Source organism: Hydrogenophaga electricum, assembly GCF_030160815.1.
Classification (GTDB): Bacteria; Pseudomonadota; Gammaproteobacteria; order Burkholderiales; family Burkholderiaceae_C; genus Hydrogenophaga; species Hydrogenophaga electricum.
Genome location: NZ_BSPB01000005.1, coordinates 122,046 through 136,910 on the forward strand (window position 1 = coordinate 122,046; position 14,865 = coordinate 136,910).

Sequence of the window (14,865 nt, forward strand, 5' to 3'; positions counted from 1 at the left end):
ACCGGAGCACCGCACCATGATCGTCCTGGGCTACATCGGCAACCACGCATCCGACGACATCGCCGCCCGCATCGGCTGGGCCGCCGTGCGCGCCGCGCAGAAGGGCGCCACCTGGCGCCGCGTCACCCACGTGGAAGCCGTGCTCGCCGGCACCGGACGGCACTGCGCCATCGGCTCCAGCTCCCTGCGCGACGGCGGCGTGCGCATCAAGCCCGACGCCAACCTCACCCCCGCCAACTGGGTCGCCGTCAACGTGCCCCACTGGGATACCGAGGCCGCCATCGACTGGTTCACCGCCCACAGCGGCGAGCCCTACGACACACGCGGCGCGCTGGCCACGGTGCTGTGGTTCCTGCCGCACCACCGGGGCAGTTGGTTTTGCAATGAGGCCGTGGCCGCCGCGCACGGCGTGATCGACCCGCACCGCCTCACCCCGGCCGCCTTCTTTGCTCTGGCGCTCAGCCAGCCCGGCGCCCGCATCTGCACCGCCGAATTCTTCGCGGTCGACGAACCCGGCGCCCCGCGCCTCACCCTCCAGAAAGGCCTGGCATTGGCATGAGCAACAAGGTCGCCGAACTGCTGCAACAAACCTCGCAAGAGCCGGGCCCCGTGGTCAAGGCCATCAACTACATGGCCGCCGCGCTGGGCGCTGGCACCTTCCTGGGCCTGGTCAACCTCGCGGTCGGCCTGCTCTCAGGCCTGTGGCTGGGCGCCCAGCTCTACGGCTACGTCCGCTACGAAATCCCCCACAAGCGCGCCAAGCTGCGCGCCGCCCTGCGCGACCTGGGCGAAGACTCGAAAGGAGCCAACCTGTGATCAACAAAACCCCGCGCATCGTCGTCGCGGCCCTCAGCCTCAGCGCCGCCGGTTTCGGCGCCATGGTCGCGCACGAGAGCTACACCACCACCGCCGTCATCCCCGTACCGGGTGACGTCCCCACCGTCGGTTTCGGCAGCACCAAGCGCGACGACGGCACCCCCGTGCGCATGGGCGACACCATCACCCCGCCCAAGGCCGTGCAGCGCTCGCTCGCCCACATCGGCCGCGACGAAACCCGCCTCAAGCGCTGCATCACCGCACCCCTGCACCAGGCTGAATACGACCTACTGGTAGACCACGCCTACCAGTACGGCGCCGAAGCCACTTGCAACAGCGGCATCGTGCGGGCGGTCAACGCCGGCCAGTACGCCCAGGCATGCGATCAATACGCCCGCTGGCGCTTCGTCGCCGGGCGTGACTGCGCCCTGCCCGGCAGCGGCTGCCGCGGCGTGGCCCTGCGCGCCCACGAACGGCGCACCAAGTGCCTGGAGGCCCAACAGCCATGACCACCCTCACCAAAGCCCTTCTCGCCGCCCTGCTGGGCGCCCTGGCCTGGGGCGGCATGCAGGCCTACCGCGCCGCAGGCCTGCGCGCCGATGTGGCCGAGCTGCGCGCCACCCAGGCCGCCGCGGTCGCCACCGCCCACCGCGAAAACGCGCGCGAACTCACCCGCCTTGTGCAGGCCAATCAGGAGATCCAGCATGCCTACAACCAAGCACTGGGCAGCGTGGCCGCTGCCGCTGCTGATCGCGCTCGCACTGAGCGCGTGCGCGGCGCCGAGCGTGCCGCCATCGTCGCCGCAGCCGAGCGAGCCGCTGCCGGAACCTGCGGTCGATATGCCCAGGCCGCCGAGCGCGATCTTGCAGTCGTTGAAGACGATGCAGTCCGACTGGGACACGAGGCGGCGCGAGCGTCTGCAACTGCTCACGCCCTCAAGCTCACCATCGACCAGCGCCGCGCCGCCCTTGAAGCCAAGCGCACCGCGCTGAACCCCCAGGCCAAGACCACCACCCCGGAGCCCACGCCATGAAAGCCCTCATCAAAGCCGCCCTGCTCGCCGCCGTCGCACTCGCCACACTCAGCGGCTGCGCCGCACTCGACGCCGCCCACATCAAGGGCCAGGAACAAGACGCGGCCAAATACCGCGCCTACAGCGATGTCGAGCTGCAAAAACAGGTCAACGTGCAGAGCTGTTTCGACAACGCCCGCACCGACCACCAGATCGCCATGTGCGCCATGTACGGCCAGGGCGTCGGCCTGGCCAGCACCTTCGGCGGCCGGCCCACGGCCACCACCATCGCGCCCACCACCGGCCAGGTCATCCAGGGCACCGCCACCGCCGTGGCGCCCTACGCCGCCGGCGCCAGCATCGTCAAGAGCGCCACCAGCGTCACCAGCAAAGACCCTGTGGTGGTCACCCAGCCCGAACCCACCATCGTGCGGCCCGAAGTGGTCATCGTGCCCTGACGCACGCGCGCAATTCCCGGTTGTCTCCTGTGGGCCCCGGCCCACATTGCCCGCCCGCAGCCATGCCGGCGGGCTTTTTTTCGCGGCCGGCATGGGGTAATCTGGCCCCCTGTCACACAAAGGAGCTTCCATGAAAGACGTTTACAAATGGCTGGCGTTGCGCGAACTCGATCACGGTGGCGATCACCACACACTGCGCGAATCGGCGCGCGGCTGGGCGCTCGTGGCGGCCACCCTGGCACTGGTAGGCCTCATCGCCTTTGCTCTGCTGGCCGGCTTCAGCGGTGCGGCCAACAGCAACCCGTCAGCACCCACCAGCCAGATGTTCGCCGTCCTGCTCGCCAGCCTGCCGGCATGGCTTGAGCCGGCTGCGTTCATGGTCATGCTCGCTGCTCTGTACGCAGGCCTGTACGCCTGGGCCCTCAGCCGCGCGGCCGAGCGCCTGCGCTCCCACCTGTAAGCCACCCTGCGGGCCCACCCGGGCCCGCCATCACTCAGCGGTACCGCTCCCGTCCTGCGGCCGGTCCTCAGCCTCCACGGCCGCGCTGAATCCCCGGGTGGGGTCCATGCGCAGCGTCACCCGCGTGGTGATCCAGCGGTCGTGGTCAATCTCGGGTTTCAGCCAGCCCTCCAGCGTCAGCGGCGTCTCGGCAAACAGCGCCGGGTCGGCGTCGGCCACGTCAAGCTGCATGGTCGCCAGGCCCCGGCTCAGCCGCTGGAACTCGGCCTGCGCCGCCTCCCGCGCGGCGGCCTCGCTCGGGTAGGTGCGGGGCAACTGCTTGCGGTAGCCATCATCGCCCACGTCCACGCGCTCACGCTTGCCGCTGGCGTAGTCATGCCAGTGGGCAGAACAACCCGTCCACCGCCCCTTGTCGGCGGCCTCCCAGGTGTGCTGGTCGCCCTCTTGCCGCTTGATGGTGATCGGCTCGATCGCCTCACCCTCCGCCGTCTCGCCCGTGCCAGCACGCAGAAACAGCAGCTTGCCGGCCTTCACGGTGGCCACCGCGTCCAGATCGTGCGCAAGGCGGGTCAGAAAGTGGCCGTCGCTCTCGGTCTGGTCCATGTGCGCGATGAAGTGTTCTTCCAGCGCCTCGCTCACGCGCACTTCCAGGCCATAGGGCGCGGCAATCTGGCGCACCAGGTCGCCCAGGGTGATCGCTTCCCAGCTCCGCTCGCGCCGCTGCTTGAGCTTCGGGCCCGCGCCCACCTCCGTGGTCACGTTGTCGAGCCCGTTTTTCTGCGAGAGCCGGGCCGACTTGGCCGTCACCTCCAGCACGTCGGGCGGGCCAGTGTGGCGCACGCAGTCCACCACAAACACACCCCGGTCAATCAGTTCCGCGTCGCCCTCGTAGCCCACAAACACGCCCAGCTCCACGCCCTTCTGGGGGATGGCCAGCAGCCCGTCCTGATCGGTGAAGCTGATCACCAGCGTGTCCACCTCCAGGCCGCGGTTGTCGGTGGTGCTCAGGCCCATGAAGCGGCGGCGCTCCACCTCCTTGCCGTTCAGCGTGATGCGCCAGTCGGGCTTCTTCATCGGGGTGCTCAGGCGTAGGCGTAGGCGCGCGTGGCAATCGCCGCGTCATCGTCGCGCACCAGGTGCAGCGTGAAGTCAATGCGCTGCGCCTGCCCGCCCATGATGTGCCTCTTGGTCTCGCTCACGCGCTCGATCGCGAACAACCCGTAGACCCAGCCCGCCTCGTCCACCAGCGGCAGCGACTCACCGGCATCGCCCAGCGCCCGCAGCGCCTCAATGCTCTCTGCCCCGTCGGTCAGTTGCGGGTACAGCGTGCCCTCGATCGTCACCTTGTCGTCATCAGGCCCCACAAACTGCAACAGCGGGCGCTGCCCCACGCGCGGGTGCTTCGCCACGCGCCAGCTCGTGTCGCGCTGGATCTCGTGGTAGCTGGTGCCCAGCGCCCAGAACGCAAACTCGCCCAGGGTGATGATCATGGTGGCGGCTCCCCTCAGTTGTCGTCAAAAAACCGGGCCTGCGCGTCGCTGCGGGCCTGCCGGGCCAGCGTTTGCAAGCGCCGCTCCACCTCGCGGCCAATGGCTTCCGCGTCCATGCCCGCGCCGTTGATGACGATGCTCACCGGCCCAATCTGCACGCCACCACCGGCAGCGCCAGCACCGGCCGCACCGCCGGGGCCACCTGCCGCCGCCGCACCCACTGCGCCCACCGTGGCCACGCCGGCCACGGCCACGCCGGCGGCCATGCGCCGCACGCTGGCCACGGCCGATGGCGTGCCACGCTCAACCCCCAGCGCCAGGCCCTGCGCCGTGTTCAGGCCGATGCCGGCGAACACCCGCGAAGGCGAGCGGATGCCCAGGAAGGCCTTGACCGCATCAACACCCCTTGACACCAGGCCGAGGATGGCGCGCACCACCTCCGCCCCGCCGTTCAAGATCGGCTTGATCAGCCCGTCCACAATGGCCCGGCCCACGGTCAGAAAGAACCCGCCCACAACGCCCAGCTCGAACTTCAGGTCGGCCCATTTCTGCTTGAACGCCGCCACGATCTCATCCCAGTAGACGAACGCAGCGGTCACCGCGGCCACGGCGCCGGCAATCAGCACCAGAATGCCCAGCACCGGCGCCAGGCCCACGCCCAGGGCGGCAGCGCCCACCGTCAGCGCAGCAAACGGGATCAGCACCGCCGCCAGCATCAGCGTGATGCTGCCGCCCACCACCAGCAGCACGCCCAGCAGCCCGGCCAGCGTCGCCAGCAGGGTTATCAGCTTCGGGTGGCGCTCGGCAAAATTGCCCAGCCCGGTGGCCGCGCGCGACAGCACGCCAGCCAGCGGCACCAGCACCGGCGCCAGTGCCTGGCCCAGCATGATCTTCAGATTCATCCACGCATCGGTCAGGCGCCGAACCTGCACATCCTGGTCCACCACCACGCGCTCAAAGTCGGCGTCGATCATGGTGCCCGAGGCCGCCGCCAGCGCCTCGTTTTTGATGCGCCGGTACTCGTCCATGTTCTGCAGCATCGGCCGCAAGAACGCCTGCACCTGCATGTCCTGGAACAGATCGCCGATCAGCTTCTGGTCGCCGCCCTTCGTCGCGGTCTGGATCGCCGACAGCGCGGCCTCAATCGGGTTCTTCCCGGCGGCCTGGGCCTTGGTGATCACGCCGTACAGATTCAGCCCAAACTTCTCTTGCGCCTTCTTCAGCGTCTCCGGGCTCATGACCTTGGTCAGAAAATTCTGCATGTTGTTGGCCGCAATGTCGGCCGTGGGCGCGCCCTTTCGGGCGATCTGCAGACCCGCCGCTATCGTGGCCACAGCCTCATTGCCCTTCATCTTCAGGGCCACCATGCCGGAGCTGAGAACCGGCAGCGTCTTGGCCATGTCTCGCAGCTCCACGTTGCCCTCTTTACCCGCCTTGGCCATGATGCCAATGGCACCCTGCAGCCGCTCGGGCACGATGCCCAGCGCATCGTTGAGCACAAAGGCCGACTGCGACACCTCCAGGATGTCGGCCTTGTAGGCCGTCGACACCTTGCCAATGGTGTGGATCGAGCGCTGCGCCACGTCGTTGGCCATGCCGGCCGCAATCAAAAACGCGATGCCGCTGGTCAGCTGCTCGGTGCCCTGGTAGACCTGCCCGCTGGTGCGGATCAGCTGCTGCCCCAGCGCGCGCATCTGCGCGTCCGTCATGTCGGCCGTCAGCGCAATCTGCCGCAGCTCCGACTGGTAGTCGCCGGCCGCACCGGCCGCACCACCCAGGCCCCGCGTGATCGCATAGCCCGGCACCAGCATGCTGGCACCGGCGGCGGCCATGTTGCCGGCCGTGCCGCGCATCCGGTCAGCCCGCGCCCGGGCGGCCTCCATGCGTTCTGCCCGCTGCACCTGGGCCAGCGCCGCGGCGTGATCAGCCTGCGCGCGCTGCTGCAGCGCCGAAATGGTGGTGCCGCCCACGTCGTAGCCCTTGCGGCCCAGGCTCTGCTGGGCCACCTTCATGCGCTCGGTCAGGCGCTCGTAGTCACCAGCCAACGCACGGACCTTTCGGCGTGCGGCTTCGTAGGGCTCTGCGGCGAAGGCTGTCTTTCGGGCCAGGTCGCCGAATTCCTTGGCCTTGGCTTTGGCCTTATCCAGCTCGTTCTTGGTCTGCAGCACCTCAGTGCGCAGCTTCTCGAAGCCCTTGAGCTGGTTCTGCGTGATCGCCACATCCTTGAGCCGCGTCCGCGCCTGCTGCGCCCGCGTCGTCAGCTCTTTGATGCGGTCCACCGCCTGTTTGACCTTCGGGCCCAGCGCGTCCACGCCGCGCAGGGCCACGGTCACATTCATGTTTTTGTCCATGGCGGTGGCGGCTCGTGTGGGGCGTGGTTGTCAGGTCTGTTTCGGCGCCCGGGCCAGCGCCAGATCGTGCCAGCGCATCAGCTCTTCCAGGCTCATGGCGGCCGTGGTTTCGGGCGTCCAGCCCGGGAACACGACGAACAGGTTGGCCTCGATCTCCTGCACGTCGTCGGGCAGCGTCAGCCCTGGCCCGGCGTCGGGCTCGGCGGGGCGAAAAAATTGGTCACCTCGATACCGAGGTTGAGCAGGTCGGCCGGGTCCAATGCCTCCACGTCGGCCTTGGTCAGCGTGGGCGTGCTGATGCGCGGAAGCAGCACCGAGAGGGACACCGTGTCCATGTTCAGCAGGTCCATCAGCTTCAGCCCGCGCAGCTCGCCCGATCCAGGGCGGCGCAGCGTCAGCGCGGTGATGGTCTGGTCACCGCGCTGCAGCGGCACGGCCAGGGGGATCGATTCCGTCGTGTGCATCGTCCCGGCCCTCAGTTGATCGCGGCAGCGATGGCGCTGTCGCTGGTGTTCAGGGCATCCACTTCGGCCAGCACGGCGCCGTCCATCACGAAGCGGATGTAGCTGAGCTTGAGGCTCAGCTTGACCTTGTTTTTCTCGCCCTGCTTGGCGGTACCGGGGTCCAGCTCGGTCGCGGTGCCGCGCACGTAGATGTCCACGGCAGACACAGCGCAGGTGTCGTCGCGCTGGTACGCGCCGCTGAAGCGGCCCACCACAGATGCCACGCCCACACCGGTGGCGAAGCCGATGGCGGCGGCCTCCACGCCGCCCAGGGTGATCGCCATTTCCAGCGCTTCATAGCCCAGCGACATGGGGGCCGGCGCGACCATGCCGGCACCCTGGTGGTCCTCGATCTTCTTTTTGATCTTCGGCAGCTCGATCTCGTCGACCAAGCCTTTCCAGGCGTCGCCGTCCGAGAAAAAATTGAACGCCTTCAGCGTGTAGGGCATCTTCATGATGGGTGCTCCGGTTGGGGGGTCGTTCAGGCGTTCAGGATGGCGCTGTTGAAGTCCATCCAGTACCGGTCGGTGATGCGCTGCCGGAACATCAGGTCTTCCAGCGGCGGCGTCGGCGTGTAGTCGTAGTCGATGGCGATGCGGCCCGAAGACAGCGTTGCCGCCGTGTTCACGTCCGGGTCATACCAGGCGCTCCCGCCGATCAGGTAGCCGTACTGCACCCACTCGCGCATCTTGGCGTTCACGCCCTCGATGATGTCTTTCACCAGGCCCGGGCTCATCACCTTGTCGTTGGCCCAGAAATGCGCTTCGGCCATGGTGTCGGCCAGGATGTGCGCGGTCCGCGCGAAACTCTCAAACGCGAACAGCGGGTCATCGCTGCAGGTGCGGTTGCCCCAAAAGCGAAAGCCCTCCTGCCGAATCAGCGCGGTGATTTCGTGGTTGTTGAGGTAGCCCGCGTCGGTCTCCATGCTCTGCTGCAACCACGACACGTCTTTGCTGATGCCGGTCACACCGTTGACCGGCACGTTCGACAGCGTTTTGTGCCAGCCGGTCACGTTGTCGATCTTCGCGCGTAGGCCCAGCGCCACGGCGCCAGCCTCCACCGTGTTCGCCCCGTTCTTGAAGTCGGGCCAGTGCAGGCACAGCTCACGCGAGCCGAAATTCTCGCGGTAGGTGGCCGCGGCTTCCTTGGTCGAGCCCACCGCCCGGGCGTACACCATCGACCGGCTCTGCTCGGCCAGCGAAACCATGGCCGTGGTCACCACCTGCGTGTCCAGCCCGGGCGCACCCAGCACGCGCGGCTGAACGCCCAGCTGCGCCTTGGCCGCGCCCAGCGCCTTGATACCGGTGGCCATGCCGTCGGTGTAGCCGCCGACCACCAGTTCATCCTGGGTCGGCGAGCCTTCGCCAGCGGTACCCACACGCACGATCACGATCATCGGCCGCGTCTGCTCAAAGATGGCCGACAGTGCCCGCGCCAGCGTGCCGGTCTCGCCGGCCTTGTCGATCATGGCGGCATCACCCGCGCACAACACCGGGCGGTTGAGCGGAAAGGTCGCAGCGTCGGCATCCTCAGCCGTCGCCACCAGCCCGATCACGCCGGTCTGAATGGTCTGGATGGGGCGCACGCCCCCTTCGAGTTCAACGACTCGCGTGCCGTGGTGGAAAGCGTCAAGGGCCATGGTGGAACTGCTCCGGTGGGGGTGATGCGCGCACATCAGCGCACGATGCAAAGCAGTGTCCGCCGCCCCTCGCGCGTGGTCCATCGCCCCCCCTTGGCAATCCCGCCATTGCCAAGCGCCCCGGGCGTGACAAAATGAAAGTTCATTTTCAAAAGCTGGCGGGGTGGGAATGCAAGACCTGATGCGTGCAGTGATCGCGATGGCACTGTTCTGGCTGTTCTGGCGCTGGATCAAAAAGCGCCACCCTCCAGGCTCGGGAAGTCAACCGCCCACCAAGCCAGAACCCTTTACCTTCCACCGTACTGATCGCGTTCAGCCGGAAGAAAGGAAGATGGTGAAGCGGGCAGCATCGCCAGCATCCCCCGCACGCACGTCAAACAATCAGCCACCGGCACTTGCAAAACGCACCAGACAAGCCAAGACGGCGCAGCCCGCCCACCGGCATGTCGATCTTGAGTACGGGAGGCTCTATCAGCTCACCTACTCCGACGCCAACGGCGAAGTGTCCGAACGAACGATCAAGCTCAACGGCGTGGCAAGCCGCCGGCACGGTCAGTGCCTAGAAGCCTACTGCCACAACGCCCGCCAACAGCGCACATTCCGCGTTGACCGCATCGTTCAGCTGATCGACACCGAAACCGGCGAGATCGTCCTGTAAGGTCCGTCCATGGCATCCATCCGCATCCTCCCGCTCATCGCTGCAACGAGCATCGCCGCCTGCACAGACAGACCGCCGCCGCCTCCAGACACAGCGCTCCGCGAACCCATGCCACCCGAGGTCGCAGAAGTCATCCAGCCGGCCTGGCCGAAGGTGCTCAAGGCTTGCCCCGGACTGCAGCGCTACTGGTCCGACCTTGAGAACGCCGGGACCGAAGACAACCGATCATTCGCCCCGCCCGAGGCCCGCCGCGTCTCCCTGCTGCTCAAGGTCGCAGGCTCCCCAAAGACCATCCCCGGCGCATTCGGCGCCCAGGGTCACACCTGCACATTCGAAGTCACCCCAGACGGCTCCACACTGACCGTTCCGAAACTGGCCTGCGCCAGCGTATGCCTGGGCGAAGACGCCGATCCACACATCCCCATGCGCACTAGGGTTCTCCGCCTGCCCTTGGTGGCTGATTGAGGCCGTTTCCTCCCCCCAGGCGTGGGGATGCGCCCCCAAACCCGCACGCATGACAACGCGCGGAATCGCAAGGGGCGACCTACCCCCCGGCATGCCTGAAAAACCGCGCCCACGGCCCCATCCAGCCCGCGCGAACACCCCCCAAACCGCGTAATTCCGACCCCAAGAGCGCCCGGGCGCGGCGGGGGGCCGACCGCGGCGCTCGGGACGGGTCAGGCATGGGTGGGGGTAGTAGGGGCCGGACTGCACCAGGGCGGTGCAAAGGCCCCCGCGCGGCTCAGCTGCGGCCCGCTGCGGCCAGCTCGACGATGGTTTGCAGCACCCCACGCACCCGATCGTCCCCACGCATCGCGTTGATCACGATCTGCTCGGGCAGTGACAAGTCGGCGTGCTGGTGCTCGCCTGTCCTGTGGTTCGAGCCCTGCTCTGCCTCCAGGCCCTGGCGCCAGGCATCAGGAATACCCCATGGCGCCTCTGCGCCGGGGAACGCTGCGCGGGGCCCTGCAGGGTCATAACGCAGGCCCCGCCCCTCGCTCAGCCACAGCGGGCGAATGCCCAACCGGATGCAGGCGCGCACGTGGTAGACGGCGCGCAGGTTGGAGCCGTTGTTGATCGCCTGGTTGATCGACTGGCTGTTGTTTCCGATCGCGCGGGCCAGCTTGCTCTGGCCGCCCTCGACCTCAAACCCGCACTCGGCCATCGCTGAGGCAAGGCGTTCTCCGTAGGTCATTTCACTGGCATCCATTGAAAGGAAATTTACAACGGTCTTCACCAACAAAGCGTGAAGACTATTGAAAGTTTGTTTACAAGCGTGGTAGGCTTCGCCTGAAAGTTTTTTTACAGGCGACCACATGAAAACCACCACCCAACCCACACCGGCCCAGCTGATCGACGCGCTGGGCGGTGCCTCAGCCGTCGCCCGGCTGATCTCGGCCGACCCGCACAACAAGCCGATCACCCCCCAGATCGTCAGCACCTGGAAAAGCCAGGGCATCCCATCGCACCGCATCACCCAAATCGCGCTGGCCAAGGGCCGCACTCTGCGATCGAGCGCCGACCTCGACCCCACCAACTGGCCCCGCCTGTTCCCCGAGCTCAAGGCCGTGCAGGCCGCGTGATCTGTTCATGCGGCCTATTTTTTTGGGCCGCAGTGACAAGGAGTGAAAAATGAATTTGTCACCCGTTATCACTGGCGCCGCAGCGCCCCAGGCGGCCGCGCAAATGGCCGTCAGCCTGGTGATCGAGCCCGGTCTATCCCGGCGCCACACCAGCCTGCGTGACGTGGTTTCCACCGGTGTCTATCAGCATGGTCTGAGCCGTGTGGCAGCCGAGGTTGGTGTGCCGGCCGGCAACCTATCGCGCCAGCTTGAGGGCAGCGGGCTGCGCCGACTCAGCGTCGACACGCTGGAGGCCTACATCGCCGAATTCGACGATCTGCGGCCCATCCACTACCTCGTCGAACGGTACGTTTTGGCGAGTGCCCACCGCGCCGACGACGCCCACAAGGCCGCCGTTCTCGCCCAAGTGCAGGCCCTCATGGCCAGCCTCGACCGGTGAGGGGGAGCCATGGCCATCAAAGTGACCTACACCCGCACCTGGGACCACAAACCGCTGGCAGTGCTTGACGGCGGCCCCTTCGTCGACGCAGAGCGCACGCCTGCGCAACTGCGCGAGATGGCGGCCATGCTGCTCAAAGTGGCCGACGCTGCCGAGGCTCGCCCTCTGCATGGGCGCCACTGGTACCCCGGCCGCGTGGTGTTGACCGACGCCGGCGAGCAGGTGGCCCCATGACCACCCCACCCCACACCGAAGCCGCCATGGCCGCGTTTCGCGCGGCTGGCTGGCCCGGCAAGACCGACATCGACGGCGACGCCATCGTGGCCCAACTGGTGGCCGACGGCGTGCCCACCGAGCAGGCCACCCACGCCTTCCACGCGGCGTTGGCCCGGCTGGTGGCTGAGCTGCTGCGCTCGCCCCATTCCATCGACGTGGACGCCTGCACCTCCCACCTGCTGGTACTGCGCCAGCGCGACCAGGTGCGCCACCTCTCCATCGACTACGTGCTCCAGACCATGACCGCCGTGGTCGGCCCGATCTTTCCACCGCCCCATGACAGCAACCTCCACTGACCGCCGGCGCTCCGGCGGCTCCGACAGCGACGCCACCGCATCCCTGCTGCGAGACATCGCCGAAGCGCTCAAGACCGACTACGGCATGCAGCCCTCCAAGCACAACGGGGGCAAATTCCTGCAAAAGGGCGTGTGCCCGCGCTGCAGGAAAAAGAGCCTGTGGACCTACGCCGAATCCCCCTGGGTGGTCAAGTGCGAGCGCGCGGCCAAATGCGGTGCCGAGTTCCCCGCCAAAGAGCTCTACCCCGACTATTTCGACAGCTGGACAGACCGATTCCAGAAGGTCGAAGACACCAAGCCCGAAGCCGAGCGCAACCCGCACGCCGCGGCTGACGCCTACCTCAAGCTCAGCCGCGGGTTCGACATCGGCCGGCTGGCGGGCCTGTACACCCAAGAGCACTACTACGACGCCAGGGCCGACGACGGGCGGGGCGCCGCATCGGCCACGGTGCGCTTCACCGTCGCCGGCACGTGGTGGGAACGCATCATCGACAAGCCGCACCGGTTTGGCAGCAAGAAGGCCAACTTCAAAACCGGCGGCAGCTACGCGGGCCACTGGTGGACGCTGCCCAGCATCCACTTCAACGCGCCCACGCCAGACACCCCGGCCGATGCCCCCAAGCCACCGGCCGAACTGTGGCTGGTGGAAGGCATCTTTGACGACATTGCGCTCACCCAGCACGGCATTGCCGCCGCAGCACTGCTCAGCTGCAACAACTACCCCGAACACGAACTCGCCGCGCTGCGCGCCCACATCAAGCGCCAGGGCAGCATGGTCCCCGAACCGCGCCTGGTGTGGGCGCTGGATGGCGACAAGGCCGGCCGCGCCTACACCCTCAAGCACGTGGCCCGCGCCCGCGAAGATGGCTGGGCATGCGAAGCCGCCACCATCCCCCAATACGGGCGTAGCAAGGTCGACTGGAACGACCTGCACCTCAAAGGCAAGCTCGAAGAAAAGGACATCGCGGAATACCGCTACCAGGGCGCCCTTCTCATCGCCGCCACGGCCAAAGACAAGGCCCTGCTGATCTACAACCACACCGGGCGCAACACGTTCGACTTCGTGTTCGACCAGCGCTGGTACTGGTTCAAGTTGGACATTGAGCACTTCGTCAAGGTGTCCAACACGATCGAACAAGAGATCAAGGACGGCAAGCGCCCCGAGATGGACAAAGCGGCCGTGCGAGAAGCTGCGGTCCTCGAAAGCCACACCCTCTCCCCCATCTGCAACTGCAACCCGCAGCTGTTGTACTACCAGGCCAACGAAGTCACGCAGGAGGCCTGGTACTACTTCCGCGTCAGCTTCCCGCGCGATGACGCCGACGTGAAGGGCACCTTCACCGCCGGCCAGCTGGTGGCCGCCAGCGAATTCAAAAAGCAGCTGCTGCACATGGCCCCCGGCGCCATGTACACCGGCAACGCCGCCCAGCTCGAACGCATCATGCAGCGCCAGCTGGACGCGCCCAAAGTGGTGCAGACGGTCGACTTCGTCGGCTACAGCCCGAAGCACAAGACCTACTTGCTGGGCGACCTGGCCGTACACCAGGGCCATGTGCTGGAGGCCAACGAAGACGACTACTTCGAGGTGGGCCGCACCAGCCTGAAAACGCTGCAGCGCTCGATCAAGATCGACATCAACACCGACCGCGCCACGCAAGAGCGCGCGTGGCTAAACCGCCTCTGGTCGGCCTACGGCCCGCGCGGCATCGTCGCGCTCAGCTACTGGCTCGGCAGCCTGTTCGCCGAACAGATCCGCGCCGAGCACAAGAGCTACCCCTTCCTCGAAATCGTGGGCGCGCCCAACGCCGGCAAGTCCACCCTGATCACCTTCCTGTGGAAGCTGCTGGGCCGCGACGGCTACGAAGGGTTCGACCCCAACAAATCGAGCCCGGCAGGCCGCCAGCGCACGTTCTCGCAGGTCAGCAACCTCCCCATCGTCCTGATCGAAAGCGACCGCGCCGACTCGGCGGAAAAAGGCCCCCACGTGCGCGCCTTCGACTGGGACGAATTCAAGGACGCCTACAACGGCAACCCCATCCGCACCATGGGCGTCAAGACCGGGGGGAATGAAACCTACGACCCGCCCTTTCGCGCATCGCTGGTCATCGCGCAGAACGCCCCCATCGACGCCAGCCAGGCGATGAAGGAACGCATCTGCCACATCTACTTCGACGGCAGCCACAAGACCGCAGCCAACAAAGAAGACGGCCAGTGGATCAAGCGCGCCCCGGGCCAGCAGCTCAGCGGCTTCATTCTTGAAGCGCTCAAGCGCGAGCGCGAAATCCTCAAAACCGTTTTCGACCACACCGAGCCCGAAGCCGCCTGGCTGGAAGGCCACGACGGCGTGCACAACGACCGGCTGGCCTTCAACCACGGCCAGATGCTCGCCCTGCTGCACGCCCTGGGCCGCGTGGTGCGGCTCAACGACAAGCAGCTCGAAGCCACCCGCGCCGCCCTGCTGGGCATGACGCGCGACCGTCAACTGACCATCAGCGGCGACCACCCCACCGTAGCCCTGTTCTGGGAAACCTTCGACTACCTCGACGGCATCCCCACCAGCACCCTCAAAGGGCAGCTCTACACACCGCGGCTCAACCACTCCGGCCGCGTTGGCGAGATCGCCGTCAACCTCAATGAGTACCTCGAAATGGCCAGCCAGCACCGCCAGCAGGTGCCCGCGCTGCCCGAGCTCAAGAAGGTGCTGCGCAACAGCAAAACGCGCCCGTTCCTGGCCGTCAAAAGCTACGCCAGCGCCATCGCCACCCGCCCCGGCCCCGACGGCAAAGCCGTTCCCCGCACCGTGCACTGCTGGGTCTTCAAAGACCCCAAGGCCGCCACCCGCAGCGCCTGACCACCCCCCACCCCGATCACCCGCACCACCACC

Annotated in this window: 21 protein-coding genes; 13 read left to right on the forward strand and 8 right to left on the reverse strand. The window is 67.1% G+C overall.

Annotated elements, in window-relative coordinates; genetic code table 11:
* The first annotated feature begins 16 nt into the window (after positions 1-16).
* The 6 genes from QQK43_RS05280 to QQK43_RS05305 all read left to right on the forward strand — a co-directional run bounded on the left by QQK43_RS05280 (position 17) and on the right by QQK43_RS05305 (position 2,746).
* A complete protein-coding gene (locus QQK43_RS05280; RefSeq protein WP_284306953.1) occupies positions 17-559 on the forward strand; it encodes a hypothetical protein in 543 nt (180 codons plus the stop codon).
* Positions 556-816, forward strand: coding sequence for a hypothetical protein (locus QQK43_RS05285; RefSeq protein ID WP_284306954.1), 261 nt, complete (start codon positions 556-558; stop codon positions 814-816). The genes QQK43_RS05280 and QQK43_RS05285 overlap by 4 nt, the downstream gene beginning before the upstream one ends.
* Complete coding sequence (locus QQK43_RS05290) at positions 813-1,325, forward strand: glycoside hydrolase family protein (RefSeq protein ID WP_284306955.1); 513 nt, start codon at positions 813-815, stop codon at positions 1,323-1,325. The genes QQK43_RS05285 and QQK43_RS05290 overlap by 4 nt, the downstream gene beginning before the upstream one ends.
* Positions 1,322-1,849 (forward strand): hypothetical protein, encoded by a 528-nt coding sequence (locus tag QQK43_RS05295; RefSeq protein ID WP_284306956.1) that lies wholly within the window; start codon positions 1,322-1,324, stop codon positions 1,847-1,849. The genes QQK43_RS05290 and QQK43_RS05295 overlap by 4 nt, the downstream gene beginning before the upstream one ends.
* Complete coding sequence (locus QQK43_RS05300; RefSeq protein WP_284306957.1) at positions 1,846-2,286, forward strand: hypothetical protein; 441 nt, start codon at positions 1,846-1,848, stop codon at positions 2,284-2,286. Before QQK43_RS05295 ends, QQK43_RS05300 begins: the two co-directional genes overlap by 4 nt.
* Before the next feature lie 130 nt (positions 2,287-2,416).
* A complete protein-coding gene (locus QQK43_RS05305) occupies positions 2,417-2,746 on the forward strand; it encodes a hypothetical protein (RefSeq protein ID WP_284306958.1) in 330 nt (109 codons plus the stop codon).
* 30 nt (positions 2,747-2,776) lie between these two features.
* On the opposite strand, the gene QQK43_RS05310 is transcribed toward QQK43_RS05305, so the two are convergent.
* Genes QQK43_RS05310 through QQK43_RS05340 form a run of 7 tightly spaced genes read right to left on the reverse strand, consistent with a single transcriptional unit; the run spans position 2,777 to position 8,729 of the window.
* Positions 2,777-3,820 (reverse strand): contractile injection system protein, VgrG/Pvc8 family, encoded by a 1,044-nt coding sequence (locus QQK43_RS05310; RefSeq protein ID WP_284306959.1) that lies wholly within the window; start codon positions 3,818-3,820, stop codon positions 2,777-2,779.
* Between the two features lie 8 nt (positions 3,821-3,828).
* Positions 3,829-4,236, reverse strand: coding sequence for a phage tail protein (locus QQK43_RS05315; RefSeq protein ID WP_284306961.1), 408 nt, complete (start codon positions 4,234-4,236; stop codon positions 3,829-3,831).
* A 14-nt stretch (positions 4,237-4,250) separates the two neighbouring features.
* Positions 4,251-6,575, reverse strand: a complete 2,325-nt coding sequence (locus QQK43_RS05320) for a phage tail tape measure protein (protein WP_284306963.1) — start codon at positions 6,573-6,575, stop codon at positions 4,251-4,253.
* Between the two features lie 42 nt (positions 6,576-6,617).
* Entirely contained in the window at positions 6,618-6,749 is a 132-nt protein-coding gene (locus tag QQK43_RS05325; protein ID WP_284306964.1) for a GpE family phage tail protein, read from the reverse strand.
* Between the two features lie 14 nt (positions 6,750-6,763).
* Positions 6,764-7,051, reverse strand: coding sequence for a phage tail assembly protein (locus QQK43_RS05330; protein ID WP_284306965.1), 288 nt, complete (start codon positions 7,049-7,051; stop codon positions 6,764-6,766).
* Positions 7,052-7,062: 11 nt separating this feature from the next.
* On the reverse strand, positions 7,063-7,545 hold the full coding sequence (locus tag QQK43_RS05335) for a phage major tail tube protein (protein WP_284306966.1): 483 nt from the start codon (positions 7,543-7,545) through the stop codon (positions 7,063-7,065).
* A 26-nt stretch (positions 7,546-7,571) separates the two neighbouring features.
* Positions 7,572-8,729, reverse strand: a complete 1,158-nt coding sequence (locus tag QQK43_RS05340; protein ID WP_284306967.1) for a phage tail sheath subtilisin-like domain-containing protein — start codon at positions 8,727-8,729, stop codon at positions 7,572-7,574.
* A 169-nt stretch (positions 8,730-8,898) separates the two neighbouring features.
* Here QQK43_RS05340 and QQK43_RS05345 point away from each other — a divergent pair, with 169 nt between their 5' ends.
* Complete coding sequence (locus QQK43_RS05345; protein WP_284306968.1) at positions 8,899-9,387, forward strand: WYL domain-containing protein; 489 nt, start codon at positions 8,899-8,901, stop codon at positions 9,385-9,387.
* A 9-nt stretch (positions 9,388-9,396) separates the two neighbouring features.
* Positions 9,397-9,852: a hypothetical protein gene (locus QQK43_RS05350; RefSeq protein WP_284306969.1), complete on the forward strand. Its 456-nt coding sequence runs from the start codon at positions 9,397-9,399 to the stop codon at positions 9,850-9,852.
* A 277-nt stretch (positions 9,853-10,129) separates the two neighbouring features.
* Here QQK43_RS05350 and QQK43_RS05355 read toward each other — a convergent pair whose 3' ends face one another.
* Positions 10,130-10,705: a hypothetical protein gene (locus tag QQK43_RS05355; RefSeq protein WP_284306970.1), complete on the reverse strand. Its 576-nt coding sequence runs from the start codon at positions 10,703-10,705 to the stop codon at positions 10,130-10,132.
* Between QQK43_RS05355 and QQK43_RS05360 the strand changes: the two genes are divergently transcribed.
* Genes QQK43_RS05360 through QQK43_RS05380 form a run of 5 tightly spaced genes read left to right on the forward strand, consistent with a single transcriptional unit; the run spans position 10,704 to position 14,832 of the window.
* Positions 10,704-10,970, forward strand: coding sequence for a hypothetical protein (locus tag QQK43_RS05360; RefSeq protein WP_284306971.1), 267 nt, complete (start codon positions 10,704-10,706; stop codon positions 10,968-10,970). The two genes, QQK43_RS05355 and QQK43_RS05360, sit on opposite strands and share 2 nt — an antisense overlap.
* Before the next feature lie 49 nt (positions 10,971-11,019).
* Positions 11,020-11,409 (forward strand): hypothetical protein, encoded by a 390-nt coding sequence (locus tag QQK43_RS05365; protein WP_284306972.1) that lies wholly within the window; start codon positions 11,020-11,022, stop codon positions 11,407-11,409.
* 9 nt (positions 11,410-11,418) lie between these two features.
* On the forward strand, positions 11,419-11,643 hold the full coding sequence (locus QQK43_RS05370) for a hypothetical protein (protein ID WP_284306973.1): 225 nt from the start codon (positions 11,419-11,421) through the stop codon (positions 11,641-11,643).
* Positions 11,640-11,981, forward strand: coding sequence for a hypothetical protein (locus QQK43_RS05375; protein WP_284306974.1), 342 nt, complete (start codon positions 11,640-11,642; stop codon positions 11,979-11,981). Before QQK43_RS05370 ends, QQK43_RS05375 begins: the two co-directional genes overlap by 4 nt.
* Positions 11,962-14,832, forward strand: a complete 2,871-nt coding sequence (locus QQK43_RS05380; RefSeq protein ID WP_284306975.1) for a toprim domain-containing protein — start codon at positions 11,962-11,964, stop codon at positions 14,830-14,832. Before QQK43_RS05375 ends, QQK43_RS05380 begins: the two co-directional genes overlap by 20 nt.
* Positions 14,833-14,865: the final 33 nt, after the last annotated feature.

Coding starts and splice junctions, on each gene's coding strand:
- QQK43_RS05340 (WP_284306967.1), bottom strand. CDS start 8,729: ATGGCCCTTGACGCTTTCCACCACGGCACGCGAGTCGTTGAACTCGAA.
- QQK43_RS05355 (WP_284306970.1), bottom strand. CDS start 10,705: ATGTGGTCGCCTGTAAAAAAACTTTCAGGCGAAGCCTACCACGCTTGT.
- QQK43_RS05350 (WP_284306969.1), top strand. CDS start 9,397: ATGGCATCCATCCGCATCCTCCCGCTCATCGCTGCAACGAGCATCGCC.
- QQK43_RS05295 (WP_284306956.1), top strand. CDS start 1,322: ATGACCACCCTCACCAAAGCCCTTCTCGCCGCCCTGCTGGGCGCCCTG.
- QQK43_RS05280 (WP_284306953.1), top strand. CDS start 17: ATGATCGTCCTGGGCTACATCGGCAACCACGCATCCGACGACATCGCC.
- QQK43_RS05320 (WP_284306963.1), bottom strand. CDS start 6,575: ATGAATGTGACCGTGGCCCTGCGCGGCGTGGACGCGCTGGGCCCGAAG.
- QQK43_RS05345 (WP_284306968.1), top strand. CDS start 8,899: ATGCAAGACCTGATGCGTGCAGTGATCGCGATGGCACTGTTCTGGCTG.
- QQK43_RS05315 (WP_284306961.1), bottom strand. CDS start 4,236: ATGATCATCACCCTGGGCGAGTTTGCGTTCTGGGCGCTGGGCACCAGC.
- QQK43_RS05335 (WP_284306966.1), bottom strand. CDS start 7,545: ATGAAGATGCCCTACACGCTGAAGGCGTTCAATTTTTTCTCGGACGGC.
- QQK43_RS05310 (WP_284306959.1), bottom strand. CDS start 3,820: ATGAAGAAGCCCGACTGGCGCATCACGCTGAACGGCAAGGAGGTGGAG.
- QQK43_RS05375 (WP_284306974.1), top strand. CDS start 11,640: ATGACCACCCCACCCCACACCGAAGCCGCCATGGCCGCGTTTCGCGCG.
- QQK43_RS05360 (WP_284306971.1), top strand. CDS start 10,704: ATGAAAACCACCACCCAACCCACACCGGCCCAGCTGATCGACGCGCTG.
- QQK43_RS05305 (WP_284306958.1), top strand. CDS start 2,417: ATGAAAGACGTTTACAAATGGCTGGCGTTGCGCGAACTCGATCACGGT.
- QQK43_RS05380 (WP_284306975.1), top strand. CDS start 11,962: ATGACAGCAACCTCCACTGACCGCCGGCGCTCCGGCGGCTCCGACAGC.
- QQK43_RS05285 (WP_284306954.1), top strand. CDS start 556: ATGAGCAACAAGGTCGCCGAACTGCTGCAACAAACCTCGCAAGAGCCG.
- QQK43_RS05300 (WP_284306957.1), top strand. CDS start 1,846: ATGAAAGCCCTCATCAAAGCCGCCCTGCTCGCCGCCGTCGCACTCGCC.
- QQK43_RS05330 (WP_284306965.1), bottom strand. CDS start 7,051: ATGCACACGACGGAATCGATCCCCCTGGCCGTGCCGCTGCAGCGCGGT.
- QQK43_RS05365 (WP_284306972.1), top strand. CDS start 11,020: ATGAATTTGTCACCCGTTATCACTGGCGCCGCAGCGCCCCAGGCGGCC.
- QQK43_RS05370 (WP_284306973.1), top strand. CDS start 11,419: ATGGCCATCAAAGTGACCTACACCCGCACCTGGGACCACAAACCGCTG.